The sequence below is a fragment of the Mycobacterium sp. 360MFTsu5.1 genome (genome assembly GCF_000383495.1).
In the GTDB taxonomy this organism is placed as follows: Bacteria; Actinomycetota; Actinomycetes; order Mycobacteriales; family Mycobacteriaceae; genus Mycobacterium; species Mycobacterium mucogenicum_B.
This window is the reverse complement of the sequence record NZ_KB911474.1, coordinates 38793-56122: the sequence shown is the minus strand read 5'-3', so window position 1 is coordinate 56122 and position 17330 is coordinate 38793. Positions and strand designations below refer to the sequence as shown.

General features: G+C 67.3%; 21 protein-coding genes. 16 read left to right on the top strand and 5 right to left on the bottom strand.

Annotated elements, in window-relative coordinates; all coding sequences use genetic code 11:
* Positions 1-16 precede the first annotated feature (16 nt).
* Positions 17-895 carry a D-alanyl-D-alanine carboxypeptidase family protein gene (locus tag H289_RS0125955; protein ID WP_020103775.1) on the bottom strand — a complete coding sequence of 293 codons (879 nt, stop codon included), beginning with the start codon at positions 893-895 and terminating at the stop codon, positions 17-19.
* Positions 896-1081: 186 nt separating this feature from the next.
* On the opposite strand from H289_RS0125955, the gene H289_RS0125950 reads away from it, so the two are divergent.
* From H289_RS0125950 to trmD, 6 genes are all read left to right on the top strand, one after another.
* The gene (locus H289_RS0125950; RefSeq protein WP_020103774.1) at positions 1082-2488 is read left to right on the top strand and encodes an HNH endonuclease signature motif containing protein; all 1407 of its coding nucleotides are present in this window, start codon (positions 1082-1084) and stop codon (positions 2486-2488) included.
* 182 nt (positions 2489-2670) lie between these two features.
* Positions 2671-3102, top strand: a complete 432-nt coding sequence (locus H289_RS0125945; RefSeq protein WP_029105755.1) for a nuclear transport factor 2 family protein — start codon at positions 2671-2673, stop codon at positions 3100-3102.
* 199 nt (positions 3103-3301) lie between these two features.
* Positions 3302-3772 carry a 30S ribosomal protein S16 gene (gene rpsP / locus H289_RS0125940; RefSeq protein ID WP_029105754.1) on the top strand — a complete coding sequence of 157 codons (471 nt, stop codon included), beginning with the start codon at positions 3302-3304 and terminating at the stop codon, positions 3770-3772.
* The gene (locus H289_RS0125935; protein WP_003881089.1) at positions 3769-4011 is read left to right on the top strand and encodes an RNA-binding protein; all 243 of its coding nucleotides are present in this window, start codon (positions 3769-3771) and stop codon (positions 4009-4011) included. The genes rpsP and H289_RS0125935 overlap by 4 nt, the downstream gene beginning before the upstream one ends.
* A 2-nt stretch (positions 4012-4013) precedes the next feature.
* On the top strand, positions 4014-4541 hold the full coding sequence (rimM, locus tag H289_RS0125930) for a ribosome maturation factor RimM (protein ID WP_020103771.1): 528 nt from the start codon (positions 4014-4016) through the stop codon (positions 4539-4541).
* Between the two features lie 5 nt (positions 4542-4546).
* A complete protein-coding gene (gene trmD, locus H289_RS0125925) occupies positions 4547-5233 on the top strand; it encodes a tRNA (guanosine(37)-N1)-methyltransferase TrmD (RefSeq protein WP_020103770.1) in 687 nt (228 codons plus the stop codon).
* 19 nt (positions 5234-5252) lie between these two features.
* Here the strand turns inward: trmD and H289_RS0125920 are convergent, their stop codons facing one another.
* Positions 5253-6173, bottom strand: coding sequence for a serine hydrolase (locus H289_RS0125920; protein WP_020103769.1), 921 nt, complete (start codon positions 6171-6173; stop codon positions 5253-5255).
* A 316-nt stretch (positions 6174-6489) separates the two neighbouring features.
* On the opposite strand from H289_RS0125920, the gene rplS reads away from it, so the two are divergent.
* The 4 genes from rplS to H289_RS0125900 all read left to right on the top strand — a co-directional run bounded on the left by rplS (position 6490) and on the right by H289_RS0125900 (position 8835).
* Entirely contained in the window at positions 6490-6831 is a 342-nt protein-coding gene (gene rplS, locus H289_RS0125915) for a 50S ribosomal protein L19 (RefSeq protein WP_020103768.1), read from the top strand.
* Positions 6832-6874: 43 nt separating this feature from the next.
* Positions 6875-7744 carry a signal peptidase I gene (gene lepB, locus H289_RS0125910; RefSeq protein ID WP_020103767.1) on the top strand — a complete coding sequence of 290 codons (870 nt, stop codon included), beginning with the start codon at positions 6875-6877 and terminating at the stop codon, positions 7742-7744.
* Positions 7745-7753: 9 nt separating this feature from the next.
* Positions 7754-8437, top strand: coding sequence for a ribonuclease HII (locus H289_RS0125905; protein ID WP_051128607.1), 684 nt, complete (start codon positions 7754-7756; stop codon positions 8435-8437).
* 92 nt (positions 8438-8529) lie between these two features.
* Entirely contained in the window at positions 8530-8835 is a 306-nt protein-coding gene (locus H289_RS0125900) for a DUF2469 domain-containing protein (protein ID WP_003893809.1), read from the top strand.
* Between the two features lie 50 nt (positions 8836-8885).
* Here H289_RS0125900 and H289_RS0125895 read toward each other — a convergent pair whose 3' ends face one another.
* The gene (locus tag H289_RS0125895; RefSeq protein WP_020103765.1) at positions 8886-10100 is read right to left on the bottom strand and encodes a cytochrome P450; all 1215 of its coding nucleotides are present in this window, start codon (positions 10098-10100) and stop codon (positions 8886-8888) included.
* 142 nt (positions 10101-10242) lie between these two features.
* Here H289_RS0125895 and H289_RS0125890 point away from each other — a divergent pair, with 142 nt between their 5' ends.
* Both H289_RS0125890 and H289_RS0125885 read left to right on the top strand, forming a co-directional pair.
* Entirely contained in the window at positions 10243-10776 is a 534-nt protein-coding gene (locus H289_RS0125890; RefSeq protein WP_020103764.1) for a TetR/AcrR family transcriptional regulator, read from the top strand.
* Positions 10777-10836: 60 nt separating this feature from the next.
* Positions 10837-11505, top strand: coding sequence for a PadR family transcriptional regulator (locus tag H289_RS0125885; protein ID WP_020103763.1), 669 nt, complete (start codon positions 10837-10839; stop codon positions 11503-11505).
* On the opposite strand, the gene H289_RS0125880 is transcribed toward H289_RS0125885, so the two are convergent.
* Entirely contained in the window at positions 11502-13052 is a 1551-nt protein-coding gene (locus H289_RS0125880; protein WP_020103762.1) for a PTS transporter subunit EIIC, read from the bottom strand. The genes H289_RS0125885 and H289_RS0125880 overlap by 4 nt on opposite strands.
* 137 nt (positions 13053-13189) lie before the next feature.
* Between H289_RS0125880 and H289_RS0125875 the strand changes: the two genes are divergently transcribed.
* Both H289_RS0125875 and H289_RS0125870 read left to right on the top strand, forming a co-directional pair.
* Positions 13190-13672 carry a PTS sugar transporter subunit IIA gene (locus tag H289_RS0125875; RefSeq protein WP_020103761.1) on the top strand — a complete coding sequence of 161 codons (483 nt, stop codon included), beginning with the start codon at positions 13190-13192 and terminating at the stop codon, positions 13670-13672.
* A 3-nt stretch (positions 13673-13675) separates the two neighbouring features.
* Positions 13676-14062 carry a DUF2237 family protein gene (locus tag H289_RS0125870; RefSeq protein ID WP_020103760.1) on the top strand — a complete coding sequence of 129 codons (387 nt, stop codon included), beginning with the start codon at positions 13676-13678 and terminating at the stop codon, positions 14060-14062.
* Positions 14063-14065: 3 nt separating this feature from the next.
* On the opposite strand, the gene H289_RS0125865 is transcribed toward H289_RS0125870, so the two are convergent.
* Positions 14066-15772: a 3-ketosteroid-delta-1-dehydrogenase gene (locus tag H289_RS0125865; RefSeq protein ID WP_020103759.1), complete on the bottom strand. Its 1707-nt coding sequence runs from the start codon at positions 15770-15772 to the stop codon at positions 14066-14068.
* A gap of 143 nt (positions 15773-15915) precedes the next feature.
* Here H289_RS0125865 and H289_RS0125860 point away from each other — a divergent pair, with 143 nt between their 5' ends.
* Positions 15916-17049 carry a 3-ketosteroid-9-alpha-monooxygenase, oxygenase component gene (locus H289_RS0125860; protein WP_020103758.1) on the top strand — a complete coding sequence of 378 codons (1134 nt, stop codon included), beginning with the start codon at positions 15916-15918 and terminating at the stop codon, positions 17047-17049.
* Positions 17049-17327: a hypothetical protein gene (locus tag H289_RS0125855; protein WP_020103757.1), complete on the top strand. Its 279-nt coding sequence runs from the start codon at positions 17049-17051 to the stop codon at positions 17325-17327. Before H289_RS0125860 ends, H289_RS0125855 begins: the two co-directional genes overlap by 1 nt.
* The last annotated feature ends 3 nt before the right edge of the window (positions 17328-17330 follow it).

The window sequence follows — 17330 nt, the reverse complement described above, 5'->3', positions numbered from 1 at the left end:
TCCGGTCGGGTCTCGGTTAGAGGGAGCCCACGCTGACCGAGCGGTCCTGCGCGAAGCCCCAGTCCAGCAACTGCGAGGCCTGATCCCAGTAGGTCGGCCCGCCCTCGCGCACCATGCCGTACATCATCGCGATGACGAGGCGGCGGCCGCCGCGGTCGGCGGCACCCACGTAGGTCTTCTTGGCGGCGTTGGTGAACCCGGTCTTGCCGCCGATGGCGCCCGGGTACCGCTGCAGCAGCTGGTTCTCGTTGACGATCTGCTCGTTGCCGCTCTTGCCGGGGAACGTCGCGGCGGGCTGCGCGGTGATCTGCGCGAAGTAGGGGTTGGCCATCGCGGCACGGAAGATGATGGCCAGGTCGCGGGGTGTGGTCCAGCCGGAACCGCCCGCGCCGTCGAGGCCCGACGGGGTGGCGGCGTGGGTGTCGACGGCGCCGATGGCGGCGGCCTTGGCGTTCATCTTGGCGACGGCGACGTCGTAGCCGCCGATCATGTCGGCCAGGGCGTTGGCGGCGTCGTTGCCCGAGGCGAGCAGCACCGCGTCCAGCAGCTGACGGGCGGTGTAGACGTGGCCGGGAACGATGCCGGCGCAGTTGCACTCCACCTGGGTGTCGGCGACGGTGCCGGCCACGGTCGCGTCCAGGTTCGGCAGTTCACTGAGTGCCGTCAGCGCCAGCAGCGTCTTGATGGTGCTGGCGGGCGGATGCCGCAGGTCGATGTCCTGACCGGCGAGGATCTGGCCCGAGTCCATGTCGGCGACGATCCAGGCCGGTGCCGGCCCGGCCGGGATCTGCACGGTGCCGACCGGTTGGATGTCGGGGTCAGCGGCCGCAACCGGCGGCGCGACGAGGAACACGAGCGTCAGGGTCGCCATGACGGCGGTTGCGAACCTTCCCATGGAGCCAGCAGCCTACTGGCCGAACCTGGGTGGTGCCGTCTGGACGTCGTCGCACCAGTGGCTCCTGTTCGGCGCGACCGACAATCTTGGAAAACTCTGGTCACTTTGTTTGCGCTGGTCACGGTGGGTGACTAGGGCCTCATTCGTCACAGCGAAATGTCGGTCGTTCGAACTAGTGTTCGAAATATGGGTATCGGCACGGCCACGCTCGTGGAGGAGGTCTACGACGACCTCGATTCGGCACTGGTCCGGGCCGCCGCCCTGGATTACAGCACCCTGTCGGTGCCGGAGTTGTTGGCGCTGCAGTCGCACCGTGAGCAGATGCGGTGCGCCGCCGAAGCCGTTGATCATGCCGTGGTGGCCGCGTTGCAGGCCCAAACCACCGCCAACGAGATCGGGGCGAAAAACTGGGCCGACGTGGTGCGTGCCCGGGACCGGCTCAGCAGCGAGGAGGCTCGTCGCCGGGTCCGGCACGCCGAACTTCTGGGCCCGCGGCGGTCGCTGACCGGGGAAGTGCTGCCGCCGCTGCGGCCGCATGTCGCGGACGCGGTGGCTGCGGGGGTGATCAATGGTGATCATGTCGATGTCATCGAGTCGTTTTTCGTCAAACTGCCCGCCTGGGCGGGCCTGGCCGCTGTCGATGAGGCTGAATGCGCTCTGGTGGCCGCCGCCCGCCACCTGACCCCCGAGGGGTTGCGGTCGGTGGTCAAACGCAAACTCTACGAGTTGGATCAGGACGGTCCCGAACCTGATGACCGCGACCCTGACCCCGACCGCGAGCGGGGCATCGTGGTCGGTAAACAGCGTCCCGATGGCAGCAGTGAACTGCGGGGCCGACTCACCCCGACAGCCCGCGCGGTCTACGAAGCGTTGATGGTCAAGTACGCCGCCCCCGGTATGTGCAACCCCGCCGACGAACACCCGTGCACCTGCGGCACCCCCACCCAAGAGCAGATCGATAACGACCACCGCACCTTGGCTCAGCGTCACCACGATGCCTGGGAAACGATGGGCCGGTTGCTGCTGTCCATCGATTTGGGTGAGCACAACGGATTTCCGGTCACCATCGTGGCGACCTGCACGCTCGAGCAGTTAGAAGACCGGGCCGGGGTCGCCGACACCCATACCGGATCGCCGCTGCCAGTCAAGGATCTGGTGAACCTGGCCGCCCGCGCCGGGGCGTCCTGCTACCTCACCGTCTTCGACAACCATGGTGATGTTCCGCTGTATCTGGGTCGGGCGCGGCGCACCGCCACCACCGGTCAACGCTTGGCCCTGTTCGCCCGCGATAAAGGCTGCACCCGCCCGGACTGCACACGGCCCGCCGCCGACTGCCAAGCCCATCACGCGGTCGCCGACTGGCGCGACGGCGGCCAGACGAACATCACCGACCTCACGTTGGCCTGCGGACCCGACAACCGCCTGGCCACCGACGGTGGCTGGACCACCACCATGAAAAACGGCCGCGCTCACTGGACCCCACCACCACTACTGGACATCGGCCAACCCCGAACCAACCACTACCACCACCCCACGCTCTACCCGGCCGAGGGCGAGGGCGGTGACGGTGAAAGTGACAGTCCGGCGACGTGATTGGACTGCGCGACGGGGTAATGAGGACCGCCGCGTGAGGTCCTCATGTCTGATTCAGTTTGCGTACCGGAGCGGCTGGAGCATGTTCGATGGGCCTGCGACGCGAACGGGTCCGACGGCCGCCACTCCGTCAAGCTCCGGCCCACCATCCGGACAGCTGTCCGGTGGTGTTCAATCGGACCATGCTGAGCCTCGAAGAGATCTCGGACCGTCTGGAAATCCAACAACTGTTGGTCGCGTACTCGACGGCCATCGATACCCGCCGATTCGATGATCTGGCACAGGTTTTCACGCCCGATGCCTACATCGACTACCGCGCGATGGGCGGCATCGACGGGCATTTCCCCGAGGTCAAGGAATGGCTGGCGCAGGTGCTGCCGAACTTCCCGGCCTACGCGCACATGCTCGGCAACTTCGACGTCACCATCACCGGTGACACCGCGAAGTCACGCACCATCTGTTTCAACCCGATGGTGCTGCCCGCGGCGGACGCCGATGCGCAGCCCCAGGTGCTGTTCTGCGGCCTCTGGTACGAGGACGAGTTCGTCCGTACCGCCGAGGGGTGGCGCATGACGCGCCGCGTCGAGACGAAGTGCTTCGACCGGGTGGTCTGAGTCGCCTCCGGCGACGTGTGGTTTAGCGCGTCCTCGGGATTTGGGCCGGTCGCAGCTGCTCTGGCAGAATGGTCGGCTGTCTGTCCGCGACTCGTTCAATGCGCCGCGCGGCGGTCACACACGTGAGGCAAGACCGGACCGGGCAATCCGCCTGAGTCGCTGAATTGCAGCGTGGCAATCATCAGGAGAAGTGCAGAACATGGCTGTCAAGATCAAGCTCACCCGGCTTGGCAAGATCCGCAACCCCCAGTACCGCATCATCGTCGCCGACGCGCGCACCCGCCGCGACGGCCGCGCCATCGAGGTCATCGGCCGGTACCACCCGAAGGAAGAGCCGAGCCTGATCGAGATCGATTCGGAGCGCGCGCAGTACTGGCTGGGCGTCGGCGCACAGCCGACCGAGCCGGTCGCCGCCCTGCTGAAGATCACGGGTGACTGGCAGAAGTTCAAGGGCCTGCCGGGCGCCGAGGGCACCCTGAAGGTCAAGGAGCCCAAGCCGTCCAAGCTGGACCTGTTCAACGCCGCGCTGGCCAACGCCGACGCCGCCCCCGGTGGCGAGGCCGTGACGCTGAAGAAGCGCAAGGACAAGAAGGAAGAAGCGGCTGAGGCTGCCGCCGAGACCGAGGCTGCCGAGGCCACTGAGGCCGAGGCCGAAGCGCCCGCCGAATGAGCAGCGTCGTCGTCGACGCCGTAGAGCACCTGGTCCGCGGAATCGTCGACAACCCCGACGATGTCCGGGTCGACATGGTGACCAGCCGCCGCGGTCGTACCGTCGAGGTGCACGTGCACCCCGATGACCTGGGCAAGGTCATCGGGCGCGGCGGCCGCACGGCCACCGCGCTGCGGACGCTGGTCGCCGGCATCGGCGGCCGGGGCATCCGCGTCGACGTGGTGGACACCGACCAGTAAATATGGACCTCGTGGTCGGCCGCGTCGTCAAGGCGCACGGCATCAGCGGCGAGGTTGTCGTCGAAGTACGTACCGATGATCCCGGCGAGCGTTTCTCGCCGGGATCGTCGCTGCGTGGCCGCCCGGGAGCCCGAAATCCCGGTCCCGAACGCACCTTCGTCGTCGAATCGATGCGCGAGCACGGCGGCCGCTTGCTGGTCCGCCTCGATGGCGTGACCGATCGCAACGCGGCAGATGCGTTGCGCGGCACGCTGTTTCTGGTGGACTCCGCCAGCCTGCCGCCCATCGACGAGCCCGACGAGTTCTACGATCACCAGCTCGAGGGCCTCAAGGTCCGCACCGTCGACGGCGTCGACGTGGGTGTCGTGACCGAGGTGCTGCACACCCCGGGCGGCGAATTGCTGTCCATCCGAACCGAATCCGGTGCCGAGGTACTGGTGCCGTTCGTCACCCGCATGGTGCCGACGGTGTCGCTGGCCGACGGTCTGGTGGAGATCGATCCGCCTGACGGCCTGCTCGAGTTGGACTGACGCCCATGCGGATTGACGTCGTCACCATCTTCCCGGCGTATCTCGATGCGCTGCAGCAGTCCCTACCGGGCAAGGCGATCGCCAACGGCACCGTCCAACTCGGTGTGCACGACCTGCGGAACTGGACGCATGACGTCCACAAGTCGGTCGACGATTCGCCGTACGGCGGCGGGCCCGGCATGGTGATGAAGGCGCCGATCTGGGGTGCCGCTCTCGACGAAATCTGTACGCCGGAAACCGTTTTGGTGGTCCCGACGCCGGCGGGCCGGCTGTTCACACAGGAACACGCGCACCGCTGGACCGGCGAGAAGCACCTGGTGTTCGCGTGCGGCCGTTACGAAGGCATCGACCAGCGCGTCGCCGACGACGCCGCCCGGCGCATGCGGGTCGAGGAGGTGTCGATCGGTGACTACGTGCTGCCCGGCGGTGAGTCCGCGGCACTAGTCATGATCGAGGCCGTGGTCCGCTTGCTGCCCGACGTCCTGGGCAATCCGGCGTCGCACCAAGATGATTCGCACTCGGCGCACGTCGGGGGAGTGCTGGAGGGGCCGAGTTACACGCGGCCGCCGGTATGGCGTGACCTCGAGGTGCCGCCGGTGCTGCTGTCGGGTGATCACGCCAAGGTTGCTGCCTGGCGCCGCGAACAGGGTCTGCAGCGGACGCGCGAAAGAAGACCTGACCTGTTGCGCTAGACCGCTTCGCTCGTCCCGGCTAGCTGATCCGCCCGCCCGGGAACATCGTCTTGACCGCATTGGTGATGGTTGTGCGTGCCGTGGCGTCATCGGTGGGCTGCAGCGAGCCGATCGCCATGACGTAGCGCCGGTCGGCGCCGATCACGCCGGTGGACATGTGCATCCAGTTGTTGCCGCCCCACTCGGGCATCCAGCCCTGCTTCACCGCAACCGGTTCGCCGTAGAGGCCGTCCGGGATGCCGAAGCGCTGTGGGTAGCCGTCGGCGCCGGTCGGCGTGGAGGCGGCCAGATTGGCCAGGATGATGCTGGCCCGCTCCGGCGGCAGCCCGCCGGTGCCGTTCAGCAACTGGTCGTAGTAGTGCACCAGGTCGGTGGTGGTGCTCATGGTGTTCCACCACTTGCCGTCGTAGGGCACGGTTGTCCCGGTCAGCCCGTAGCGGGCCGCGACGCGGCTGACGACGCTGTTGCCGCCGCTGCGGTTCCAGAAGATCTCCGCCGCGGAGTCGTCGGACGAGCGCAGCATGGTGTCCAGCGACTGCCGGTCGGCCGCGGTGAGCTCGATCTGGCCCTTGGCCTCCTGCAGCAGCAGGTCGTCGGCGATGAAGAGCTTGGCCACCGACGCGATGGGCATGGCGGAACCGTTGCCGGTGGCGATCAGCTGGCCCGTGTTCCGATCGAGGACCGCGGCGCTGATCGTCGCGCCGGCTGCCGCGGCGTCGTTGGTGGCGCTGCGTTCGCGGGCATCGAGGCCCGTCAGGGCCGCGGCGGGCTCGGCGGCCGGGGCCTCCGGCATCTCCAGCGCGGTCACGACCGGTACGACGGTCAGCGCAATCTTGTTCGGCGGCGCGGCCCCATAGACCTTGGCCTCGCAACCAGCTGTGAGCATCACCGTTGCCGCGGCAGCGGTGATGGTCAGCAGCTTGACGTGCTGCGGGCGCATGGGTCTCCTCAGATCACGGTGGATAAAAATCTGATTGATCAGCGTAACGGGTAATTGTGTGTTGGGTGTGACGTCTGTGACGGTGCCGGGTGTGATGTCGGCTGCACCGGCCCCGTTGGGGTCACGATTTCGTCACCCGGCGGCTGTCTGGCACAATTGAGCAGTTGTCTGCGCTGGGCGCGGGGTCGGCGTCTGTTTCGGATGTGTCCCCGCCCGCTACGGCATCCGACCAACGTCCGTAAAGAGAATGGCTTTTCCGTCGCGCCGCATGGCGTCCGGCGGCTGTAGCCCGCGAGTTAGCAAGGAAGTGTCACCGATGAAAACGCTGGACTTCGTCGACCAGGCGTCGCTGCGCGACGACATCCCGGCCTTCAACCCCGGCGACACCCTCAATGTGCACGTCAAGGTCATCGAGGGCAACAAGCACCGCATCCAGGTGTTCAAGGGCGTCGTGATCCGTCGTCAGGGTGGCGGCATCGGTGAGACCTTCACCGTCCGCAAGGAGAGCTACGGCGTCGGCGTCGAGCGGACCTTCCCGGTGCACTCGCCGAACATCGACCACATCGACGTCGTCACCCGCGGTGACGTCCGTCGCGCCAAGCTGTACTACCTGCGCGAGCTCCGTGGCAAGAAGGCCAAGATCAAGGAAAAGCGCTGAGCTTGTTCGGCGACCTTTCCGCCGAGCTGATTAGCCTGGTGCCGTGACCGGCCCAAGCGAAGACAGCACCACTCCGGACAGTCCGACGACGGACGACGCCGACACGGCAGCGACCGCTGACTCGGTCACGAAGGCAGACGAGGTCGGCAAGGCCGAAGAAGCCGACGAGAAGCCGAAGTCGAAGCTGGCCGCGCTGCGTGAGGGCGTCGTCCTCGTCGTCACTGCGGTGCTGCTGTACTACCTCGTGCTGACGTTCGTCGCACGGCCGTACCTGATTCCGTCGGAGTCCATGGAGCCCACGCTGCATGGCTGCAGCGGCTGCGTCGGCGACCGCATCATGGTGGACAAGCTGACCTACCGGTTCAGCTCGCCCGAGCCGGGCGACGTGGTGGTCTTCAAGGGCCCGCCGAACTGGAACATCAGCTACAAGTCGATTCGTTCGGACAACCCGACCATGCGCTGGATTCAGAACGCGCTCTCGGTCGTCGGCTTCGTGCCGCCGGACGAGAACGATCTGGTGAAGCGCGTCATCGCCGTGGGTGGCCAGACCGTGCAGTGCCGCAACTCGACGGGGCTGACGGTCGACGGCAAGAAGCTCAAGGAGCCGTACCTGGACCCGGCGACCATGATGGTCGACCCGGCGACAGACCCCTGCCTGGGCAATGAGTTCGGCCCGGTGAAGGTGCCGGACGGTCGGCTCTGGGTGATGGGGGACAACCGCACCCACTCGGCCGACTCGCGCGCGCACTGCACGAACACACCGACGGATGCGATCAATGCGCTGATGTGCACCGGTGACCCGACCGCGGGCACCGTGCCCGTCGCCAATGTGATCGGCAAAGCCCGGTTCATCGCCTGGCCGCCGTCGCGCTGGGGCGGTGTGGTCACGGTCAATCCGCAGACCGGTCAATAAGGTTCTTCGGTGCCCGTTTGGCCGCCCCGGACGGTGATCCGCAAGTCCGCGGGCCTGCGCACCCTGGAGTCCGCGCTCTACCGCGGCGGGCTGGGGCCGGTGGCCGGGGTTGACGAGGTCGGCCGTGGGGCCTGCGCCGGCCCGCTCGTCGTGGCGGCCTGTGTGCTGGGTCCGAACCGGCTGGAAAGCCTCGCGGCCCTTGATGATTCGAAGAAGTTGAACGAAGCTGAGCGGGAACGGCTGTTCCCGTTGATCCGGCGTTACGCGCTCGCGTATCACGTGGTGTTCATCCCGTCGGTCGAGGTCGACCGGCGCGGGGTGCACATCGCCAACATCGAAGGCATGCGCCGCGCGGTCGCGGGCCTGTCCGTGCGGCCGGGTTACGTGCTCTCCGACGGGTTCCGGGTGCCGGGCCTGTCGGTGCCGTCGCTGCCGGTGGTCAGCGGGGATGCCGCAGCCGCCTGCATCGCGGCGGCGAGCGTGCTGGCCAAGGTCAGCCGCGACCGCCTGATGGTCGAGATGGACACCGTGCATCCGGGCTACGGGTTTGCGGTACACAAGGGGTACAGCACCGCGGCCCACACCGCGGCGCTGGCCGAACTGGGGCCCTGTCCCGAACACCGGTTCTCGTTCGCCAATGTGCGCAAGCTCGCTGCCAACCCGGCGATAGGGCAGCGCTGCCGATCTGGGTAGGGGAAAATGGGAACCGGCCGCCGATCCGAACAAGACATGGCCCTGCAACACCGAGTAAACCGAAGGACCGCTGAACTGATGAGTCTGTGCCGATGAGTGCCGAGGATCTCGAGAAGTATGAAACCGAGATGGAGCTCTCGCTGTACCGCGAGTACAAGGACATCGTCGGGCAGTTCAGTTATGTCGTCGAGACGGAGCGGCGCTTCTACCTGGCCAACAGCGTCGAGCTGATCCCGCGCAACGCCGACGGTGAGGTCTACTTCGAACTGCGTCTGGCCGACGCCTGGGTCTGGGACATGTACCGGCCGGCGCGGTTCGTCAAGCAGGTCCGGGTGATCACCTTCAAAGATGTCAACATCGAAGAGGTCGAGAAGCCCGAGCTGCGCCTGCCCGAATAGCCCGTGCCGACCCTTGGCGAGCTGTTCGCCGGTGGCGCCACCGGCGACGGTCAGCGGTAGTGCAGCTCCAGTCGCAGGTGCCGGCGCACCATGAGGCTCGGCACCCATTCGGCGTCGGCGAGCTCGAACCAGTTGGTGGCCTCGAGCAGTGTGGTGATCCCGATGCGGGCCTCGGTGCGGGCCAGTGCCGCGCCGACGCAGAAATGCAGGCCCTTCCCGAACGCCAGATGATTCCGCAGGTTCGGCCGGCCCAATTGCAGTAGGTCGGGGTCATCGAAGGCCGCCGGATCGCGGTTGGCCGACCCCCAGAGCAGCAGCAGGTGACCGTCTTTGGGCAGCGGAACGCCCGCCAGCGTGGTGTCCTGCCGGATGTGCCGGTGATGGTTGCGAAACGGTGACTCCAGCCGCAGCGTCTCCTCCAGCAGCGCGGGCACCAGCTGCGGGTCGTTCCGTACCTGTTCCTGGACGTCGGGGTGGGTGGCGAGTAGCCGCGCGGCGTTGCCCATCAGCCCGGCGGTGGATTCGCCGCCGGCGCCGACCAGCTGAAGCAGCATCAGCACCGCCACCTCGGCCGTGACGGTGTTCTCGGCCACCGGGCGGGCGAGGTCACCGAGCAGGTTGTCGCCCGGATTCGCTTGTGCCTCAGCGAATTTCGCGTACAGGTAGCCGGCAAGTTGTGCCGACGTCTCGACCGCGGTGCCGATGTGGTCGAGGTCGAAGACGCCGCTGAGCAGTTCGGTGCTGCCGTAGCCCCACTGCACCAGCTGCGGCACATCGTCGTCGGGCAGCCCGATGAGCCTGGCCACCAACGTCATCGGCAGGCGGTCGCCGATGGCGGACATCCATTCGATGCTGCCGTCCGCCGCCGCGTCGTGCCACAGCTGCCGGGCGATGTCGGTGATCGCCGGCTCGAGCGCCCGAATTCTCTTGGCCACCAGGGCCGGTAGCACCAGTTTGCGTTCGTGCGCATGCCGCGGGTCGTCGCCGGTCGCGAGGACATGCCCGGCGGTGTCGACGGCTCCCATGTCGAAGGTCCCCGGCCGAACCGCCCCCGTCTTGGCTCCGGCATTCACGAGCGTGGCGGTCAGGTTGGAGGAGAAGTCCTCCGGGCGGCTGACGGCCTCCTGCACGGCATCCCAGGTGGTGGCCAGGTAGAAGTCGGTGCCGGGCACGCGGTGCACCGGACCGGCCAGGCGAAGCTGCGCATAACAGTCGTACGGATCGTCCAGCGTGGACGGGCTGAGCAGATCTGAAACCAGTTGCACGCCTTGAGTTTTGGGCTCACATAACAGCATGTCAAGGCCGAAATTCGGCTGTCTCACGCACGGTCCGCGAGCTGCGGTGATGCAGACGGATTCAGAATTTTCGTCTCGCCGTGAGACAGATTGATGGATTAGTATCAGGCAGATGGACTGGTTGATCGGCGCCGATCGCCGCGATGCGGGCGCCGAACGCATCTATGCCGCCGCCGCGGCCAGCGCCGCGGCCCGGGGCCTGGACCGGTTGAACATCGACGAGGTCGCCGCGAGCGTGGGCTGTTCGCGCGCCACGGTGTACCGGCACGTCGGCGGTAAACAGGCGCTGCGCGACGGCGTGCTGGCGCGCGCGGTCATGCGGGTCGGGCAGGAGATCGCGCAGGCGGTGGCCGGGCACACCGGGCCCGAGCGGATCGCGGCGGCCGTGCTGACGTCCCTGCGGGTGGTCCGGGCCGACCCGCTGGCCTCGGGTGTCGTGCGTGCCGGCGCCCTCATCGACTTCGACTCACCCCGGCTCTCACAGGCGGCAGCCGAGCTGACAGGGATCACGGATCCGCTTCTCGCGGACTGGATCGTGCGGGTCGTGCTGTCGTTGCTGTGTTGGCCATTGGCCGACGAAAAAGCCGAAGAGCTGGTGGTACGCCGGTATGTGGCCGCCGTAGCCCCGCCGGTGGCCCGGCAATGACTGTCCCGACAGGCGGTCATGACTGGGGCCTTTGCGGCAATAGATTGTTAGGCTAAGCAGATGGCAAGCAAGCCGCAGAGCAAACCGTCGCTGGCGGCGACGAGTTGGACGCTGCTGGGCATGTTGTCGTACGAAGAGGAACTCAGCGGCTACGACATCAAGAAGTGGATCGACTGGAGCGTCGGTTTCTACTACTGGAGCCCGTCGTACAGCCAGATCTACACCGAGCTGAAAAAGCTTGAGGGACTTGGCTATCTCGAGTCCCGCGTGGAGCAGGACGAGGGCCTGCGCACGCGCCGTCTGTACAAGATCACCGAGTCCGGCATGGCTGCCGTGACCGACTGGACCAACAACGCTCCCGTCGACCCGCCGGTGCTCAAACACAGTGTGCTGCTGCGGGTTACGTTCGGCCACCTGAGCAACCCGACCCGGCTGCGGGAGCTGCTCGAGCAGCACGTCGCCTACTGCGAGGCCATGGAGCGGCAGGCCGCCGAGGACTCCGATGGGGCCAAGGCCCAGCCGGTGTGGGCGTATTCGGTGATCGCGTTGCGCTGGGCGGCCAAGTACTACGCCGCCGAGCGGGAACTGGCGCTCGAACTGATGAAGGACATCGACGACGCCGACGCGGTGCTACAGACCGCGGCGAAAGGCGTTGCGGGCATGCCGCGTTCGATGCCGGGCCTGTGGCGTGAGGTCGAGCGCGAGGTTCAGGGCCGCCACGACGTCTAGAGGATGTCGGTGATGTCGTTCTTGAGGGCTTCGGAGTCGGTGCCGAACACCGCTTGGACGCTGTTGCCGACCTCGATGACGCCCGCGGCACCGAGACTCTTCAGCCGGTCCTGATCGACCTTGCTCTTGTCGGCGACCTCGATGCGCAGGCGCGTGATGCACGCGTCGACGGCGACGAGGTTGTCCCGGCCGCCGAACGCCGCGATCACCTGCTCCGGCCTGCTCTCCGCCGCTGCGCCGCCGGCGGCCACCGCCGTCGTGGAGTCCGCGCCTTCGCCGAGATTCGCCTGCTCCTCGGCTTCGAATTCGGTCTCCGGCTCCCGCCCCGGGGTCCGCAGATTCCACTTGGTGATGGCGAACCGGAACAGCACGTAGTAGACGACGAAGAAGACGACGCCCATGCCGATGAGCAGCGGGATGTTCTTCGCGGCGGGGGCGGTGCCGTAGAGGAGGAGGTCGGCCAGCCCCGCGGAGAAGGAGAAGCCGAGGTGGATGTCGAGCAGGTACGCGACGGCCAACGACAGCCCGGTCAGCACCGCGTGGATGACGTACAGCGGGAACGCCACGAACATGAACGAGAATTCGAGCGGTTCGGTGACCCCGGTCAGCAGCGCCGTCAACGCGGCCGCCGACAGGATGCCGACGGCGACCTTCCGCTGCTTCTTGTTCGCCACGTGGATCATCGCCAGGGCGGCGGCCGGCAGACCGAACATGAGCACCGGATAGAACCCCGACGTGAGGATGCCCGCGGTCGGGTCGCCCGAGGCGAAGCGCGTGAGTTCACCGGTGGCGACGTGGCCGTCGGGAGTCTGGTAGTCGCCGTAGAGGAACCACACGTAGGAATTCGGGATGTGATGCAGGCCCAACGGGATCAGCATGCGGTTGGCGAATCCGTACACGAAGGCGCCGAAGGCACCCGAACCGCCGATGAACTTGCCCAGGCCTGTCAGGCCCGCGTCGAAGAGCGGGTAGCAGTAGCTCATCGCGAACGCGAGGAACAGGCAGGTGACCGACACCACGATGGGGACGAACCGCCGGCCCCCGAAAAATCCTAGGTACGCGGGCAATTGGATGGTGTGGTAGCGGTCGAAGAGCCACGCGGTGAGCAGGCCGACCACGATTCCCGCGAACACGCTGTAGTTGATCTGGGCTTGGCTGCCCGCCTTGTCGACCTCGCCGGCGAGCACGACGGGTGACATGGTCTTGAACACCGACTGCACCACGAGGTAGCCGACGACGGCGGCCAGTGCTGTCGAGCCGTCCGCCTTCCGGGCGAAACCGATGGCCACACCGACGGCGAACAACAGTGGGAGATTGGTGAATATCGCGTCGCCGGCCGCGCTCATCGCGTGGACGAACGGCCCGATGACGGGCGCCTTGATCTTGCCCAGCAGGTCGTCCTGCCCCAGCCGGAGCAGGATTCCCGCCGCGGGCAGCACCGCGATCGGCAACATGAGGCTCTTGCCGAGCCGTTGCAGCTGAGCGAAGCCGGGGATGCGCAGTTCCGACTTTTCCTGTGCTCCTGAGATTTTCGCGGTGCCGTTCATGTGCGAGACCCTTCTGTGCCGCAAAAACGCCACTCGGCGCGCAAGCTTTGCGGAAGCTTAGACGAGAAGATGCGTCAGTGAGAGCGCGTTCGGTGGCGCTCGTATTGTTGGAGCGCACGAACAGAGGAGATACGCCAGTGAGTCAGACGTCGGTTCTCGCCCCGGTCGCTGGGCGTGCGGTTCGGCTCGAGGACGTCCCGGACCCCGTGTTCTCGGCGGGCATGGTCGGCTACGGCGCCGCGATCGACCCGCCGCGCGGCGTGATCGAGGCGGTCGCCCCGGTCAGCGGCAGGCTCCTGAAACTGATGCCGCATGCCTACGTCGTCCTGACCGCGGACGGCGTCGGTGTTCTCGTGCACCTCGGTCTGGACACCGTCACGCTGAACGGTGACGGTTTCACGGCTCATGTCAGTCAGGGTGACGACGTCACGGCGGGTCAGGTCGTCATCGGTTATGACGTGCCCGCGGTCGAGGCCAAGGGGCTCAATCCGATTGTCGCCGTGGTGGTCATGGACGAACGCGTGCCGGAGAACGTGACGTTGTCGGCCGCGGTGACCTCGGGTGCGGACATCGAGTGCGGGGCAAGCCTTTTCACTGCGAACAAGCTAAGGCAGGATTGACCGGTGGCAGATCGCAATGTGCTCGGTGCTCCGCTGGAACCGTGTGGCACCGAACCGCTGACCGGCTTCTACCGTGACGGCTGCTGCTCGACCGGGCCCGAGGACGCCGGCCGGCACACCATCTGCGCCGTCGTGACCGGCGAGTTCCTGGCGCACCAGCGCTCGATCGGCAACGACTTGTCCACGCCGATGCCGGAATACCGCTTTCCGGGCCTGTCGCCGGGCGACCGCTGGTGCGTGACCGCGGTGAACTGGCTGCGGGCGCACAACGACGGATACGCGGCACCGGTGGTGCTCGCCTCGACGCACGAGCGGACCCTCGAGGTCGTGCCGCTCGAGGTCCTCCAGGCGTACGCCGTCGACGTGCCCGACGATCTCGGGAGCCTCTGAGCTCTACAACTTCCCGGCGGCATCGCGGCCCGCGATGTAGCCGTACACCAGGCCCTGCGCGATCGTCGCGCCCGCGCCCGGGTACACCGCGCCGAAGGCGTTGGCCGCGGTGTTCCCCAGCGCGTACAGCCCTTCGATGACGCCGCCATCCTCGCGGCGCACCCGGCCACGCTCGTCGGCCACGACGCCGCCGCAGGTGCCGAGGTCGCTCAGCGTCATCTTCACCGCGTAGAACGGGCCCTTGACCAGCGGGCGCAGGTTCGGGTTCGGCGTCACCGTCGGATCGCCGTAGTAGCGGTCGTAGGCACTGAGGCCGCGGGCGAAATCAGGATCGATGCCGGCGGCCGCGCTCTCGTTGAACCGCGTCATGGTCTGCTCGAAATCGGCGACCGGGACACCCATCTGCGCCGCCAGATCGGCGAAGTTGGTGGCCTTGGCGGCGATGCCGGCCCGGTACCAGGACTTGGGCAGCGGCATCCGCGGGAACGAGCCGGCGGCGAAGACGTAGCTGTTGCGGTACTTCTGGTCGAACACGATCCACATCGACTCGACGGGGGTGCCGGCCCGCTCGAGCTCGAGCACGCGCTGGCCGAACGACATGTAGTCGGTCGACTCGTTGGCGAAGCGCTTGCCGTCGTGATCGACGATGAGCGAGCCGGGCAGCGAGCGCTCGGCCAGCAGCACGGCGGGCGGGCGGCCGTTGGCGGACGCGACCGCGGGGAACCACCAGGCCTGGTCCATCAACGCCGTGGCGGCGCCCAGATCGGTGGCGGCCCGGATGGCCTCACCGGTGTTGGAATCGGCGCCGAGGCTCTCGTGGTCGCCGAGCGAATCGGACTGGTACTTGTGGCGCATCGCCATGTCGTGGTCGAAGCCACCGGCCGCCAGCACCACACCGCGCGTGGCGGTGACGGTGACCTCACGGCCGCCGTGCGACAGCACCGCACCGGTGACCCGTTGACCGTCGCCGGTCAGCCGGACCAGCGACGTGTCGGTCCAGATCGGGATGCCGGCCTGCAGCACACCGGCGAACAGCCCGGCCGCCAGGGCCTGGCCGCCGGCGATGTACTCGCGCCCGAGCAGCTTGCCGCCGACGCCCTGCGCGAGCCGTTTTGCGATGAGCGGCAAGCCTTTTCGCGGCACCCGCGCCATCAGGTTCATCCACTTGTAGTCCGCGCCGGTGGTCGGCATCGGGACCTTGACCTCCATGACGCCGCCGCGCAGCCGGTCCCGGTAGGTGCCCAGTACACGGGCGTTGAGCGGGCGGCATTCGCAGGTGCGCCCGGTGGCGCGGCCGCCGGGTCGCTCAGGGTGGTAGTCGGAGTACTCGCGGGCCCAGAACAGTCGCATCGGGGTGGTCCGGGCCAGCATGTCGACGGTGGCGTTGACGTGCTGGAGGAAGCCGGCCGAGCGGGCCGCCGGCGCGGTCCCGTCGACGACGGCGTCGAGGTAGGTCGCGGCGCGATCGGCGGTGTCGGCGGTGCCCTTGTCGGTCAGCAGTCCAGTGGTCGGCAGCCAGAGGGCACCACCGGAGCGGGCGGTGGATCCGCCGATGTCGGAGGCCTTCTCGACCACGAGGACGTTCAGCCCGGATTCATGACCGCTCAGCGCGGCGGCCAGGCCGGTGCCGGAACCGATCACCAGCAGATCGACGGTGGTGTCGGTGATGTCGAGGCCGGCCGGAATCGTGGCCGCGGCAGATGTCGTCACGGCCGCCAAGCGTATTGCGAGAGACGGATTTCCGGCCTCGGGCGTCCCTGCCAGCGGGAGAACACGTGCATCGCCCGCCCCGTTGCTGTTAGACCTGAAACATCAAACTGCAGCCCAGTTTTCAATGTGAGGATGGTCATCAGATGTCGCTGGAGGATGTCGATGTTCGCCAGATCGAAGCCGGTGAAGCGCCAACCCGGTTCGCCCGTGGCTGGCACTGCCTTGGCCTGACCAAGGACCTCGGTGACGGCAAACCGCACTCGATCACGGCCTTCGGGCAGAAGCTCGTCGTGTTCCGCGGTGCGGACGGCCGGCTCAACGTGCTGGACAGCTACTGCCGGCACATGGGCGGTGACCTGAGCCAGGGCACCGTCAAGGGCAACGAGATCGCCTGCCCGTTCCACGACTGGCGCTGGGGTGGCGACGGCAAGTGCAAGCTCGTGCCGTACGCCAAGCGCACGCCGCGCCTCGCGCGTACCGCGAAGTGGGAGACCCTCGAGCAGGACGGCATGCTGTTCATCTGGAACGACCCCGAGGGCAGCGCGCCGCCGGCGGAGAACTACATCCCGCGCATCGAGCAGGCGGGCAGCGACGAGTGGACCGATTGGCATTGGTACACAACGGTTGTCAACGTCAACTGCCGCGAGATCATCGACAACGTCGTCGACATGGCGCACTTCTTCTACATCCACGGCGCGGTGCCGTCGCACTTCAAGAACATCTTCGAAGGCCAGGTCGCGACGCAGTACATGAACGGCGGCGGCCGCGAGGACATGCAGGGCACCGAGGGGGCGAAGATGCTCGGCTCGACATCGGTGGCGTCGTACTACGGGCCGTCCTTCATGATCGACGACCTGACGTACCACTACCCGGACGCCGATCACAACACCATCCTGATCAACTGCCATTACCCGATCGACGCGAATTCGTTTGTGCTGCAGTACGGAATCATCGTGAAGAAGATGGCGGGCCTGCCCGAGGAGGCTGCCGTGGCGACGGCGCACGCGCTCGGTGACTGGGTGAAACAGGGCTTCGAGCAGGACGTGCAGATCTGGAAGAACAAGGCCCGCATCGACAACCCGCTCCTGGTCGAGGAGGACGGCCCCGTCTACCAGCTGCGCCGGTGGTACGAGCAGTTCTACGTCGACGTCGCGGATGTGGTGCCGGAGATGACCGACCGCTTCGAATACGAACTGGACACCACCGTCCCGCGTGAGGCGTGGACCAAGGAGATGGAAGCCAACATCGCAGCCGCACGGGCCGCGGAGTCGGTCTGATGACCGCGCGGCCCGACATCCGGCTGGCCGACATGCCGATGGTGCCGGTGGCCTGCCGTGCCTGTGGCGCAGAGGTGTTGGCGCGCAAGGGCAGCTGGCAGCAGACCAGCGTGCAGTGGACGCGCGAGTCGGCCGCGCGGTGCGAGGAGCGCAAGCGGGCCGAGTGCCTGCCGGGGCGGATCTTCCTGGCGTGCGGCCAGCTGAAGGAGTCCATCGCGGATGCGGTGGCGGCCGGTGTCGTGCACGTCGTTCAGGACGAACTGGGCGTGGCACCATAGCCG

Bases quoted from the DNA above. Each gene is read 5' to 3' on its own strand.
- H289_RS0125950 (WP_020103774.1), top strand. From the start codon at position 1,082: ATGGGTATCGGCACGGCCACGCTCGTGGAGGAGGTCTACGACGACCTC.
- H289_RS0125880 (WP_020103762.1), bottom strand. From the start codon at position 13,052: ATGAACGGCACCGCGAAAATCTCAGGAGCACAGGAAAAGTCGGAACTG.
- H289_RS0125890 (WP_020103764.1), top strand. From the start codon at position 10,243: ATGGACTGGTTGATCGGCGCCGATCGCCGCGATGCGGGCGCCGAACGC.
- rimM (WP_020103771.1), top strand. From the start codon at position 4,014: ATGGACCTCGTGGTCGGCCGCGTCGTCAAGGCGCACGGCATCAGCGGC.
- H289_RS0125860 (WP_020103758.1), top strand. From the start codon at position 15,916: ATGTCGCTGGAGGATGTCGATGTTCGCCAGATCGAAGCCGGTGAAGCG.
- H289_RS0125920 (WP_020103769.1), bottom strand. From the start codon at position 6,173: ATGCGCCCGCAGCACGTCAAGCTGCTGACCATCACCGCTGCCGCGGCA.
- H289_RS0125855 (WP_020103757.1), top strand. From the start codon at position 17,049: ATGACCGCGCGGCCCGACATCCGGCTGGCCGACATGCCGATGGTGCCG.
- H289_RS0125945 (WP_029105755.1), top strand. From the start codon at position 2,671: ATGCTGAGCCTCGAAGAGATCTCGGACCGTCTGGAAATCCAACAACTG.
- rpsP (WP_029105754.1), top strand. From the start codon at position 3,302: ATGGCTGTCAAGATCAAGCTCACCCGGCTTGGCAAGATCCGCAACCCC.
- H289_RS0125885 (WP_020103763.1), top strand. From the start codon at position 10,837: ATGGCAAGCAAGCCGCAGAGCAAACCGTCGCTGGCGGCGACGAGTTGG.
- rplS (WP_020103768.1), top strand. From the start codon at position 6,490: ATGAAAACGCTGGACTTCGTCGACCAGGCGTCGCTGCGCGACGACATC.
- trmD (WP_020103770.1), top strand. From the start codon at position 4,547: ATGCGGATTGACGTCGTCACCATCTTCCCGGCGTATCTCGATGCGCTG.
- H289_RS0125935 (WP_003881089.1), top strand. From the start codon at position 3,769: ATGAGCAGCGTCGTCGTCGACGCCGTAGAGCACCTGGTCCGCGGAATC.
- H289_RS0125900 (WP_003893809.1), top strand. From the start codon at position 8,530: ATGAGTGCCGAGGATCTCGAGAAGTATGAAACCGAGATGGAGCTCTCG.
- H289_RS0125955 (WP_020103775.1), bottom strand. From the start codon at position 895: ATGGGAAGGTTCGCAACCGCCGTCATGGCGACCCTGACGCTCGTGTTC.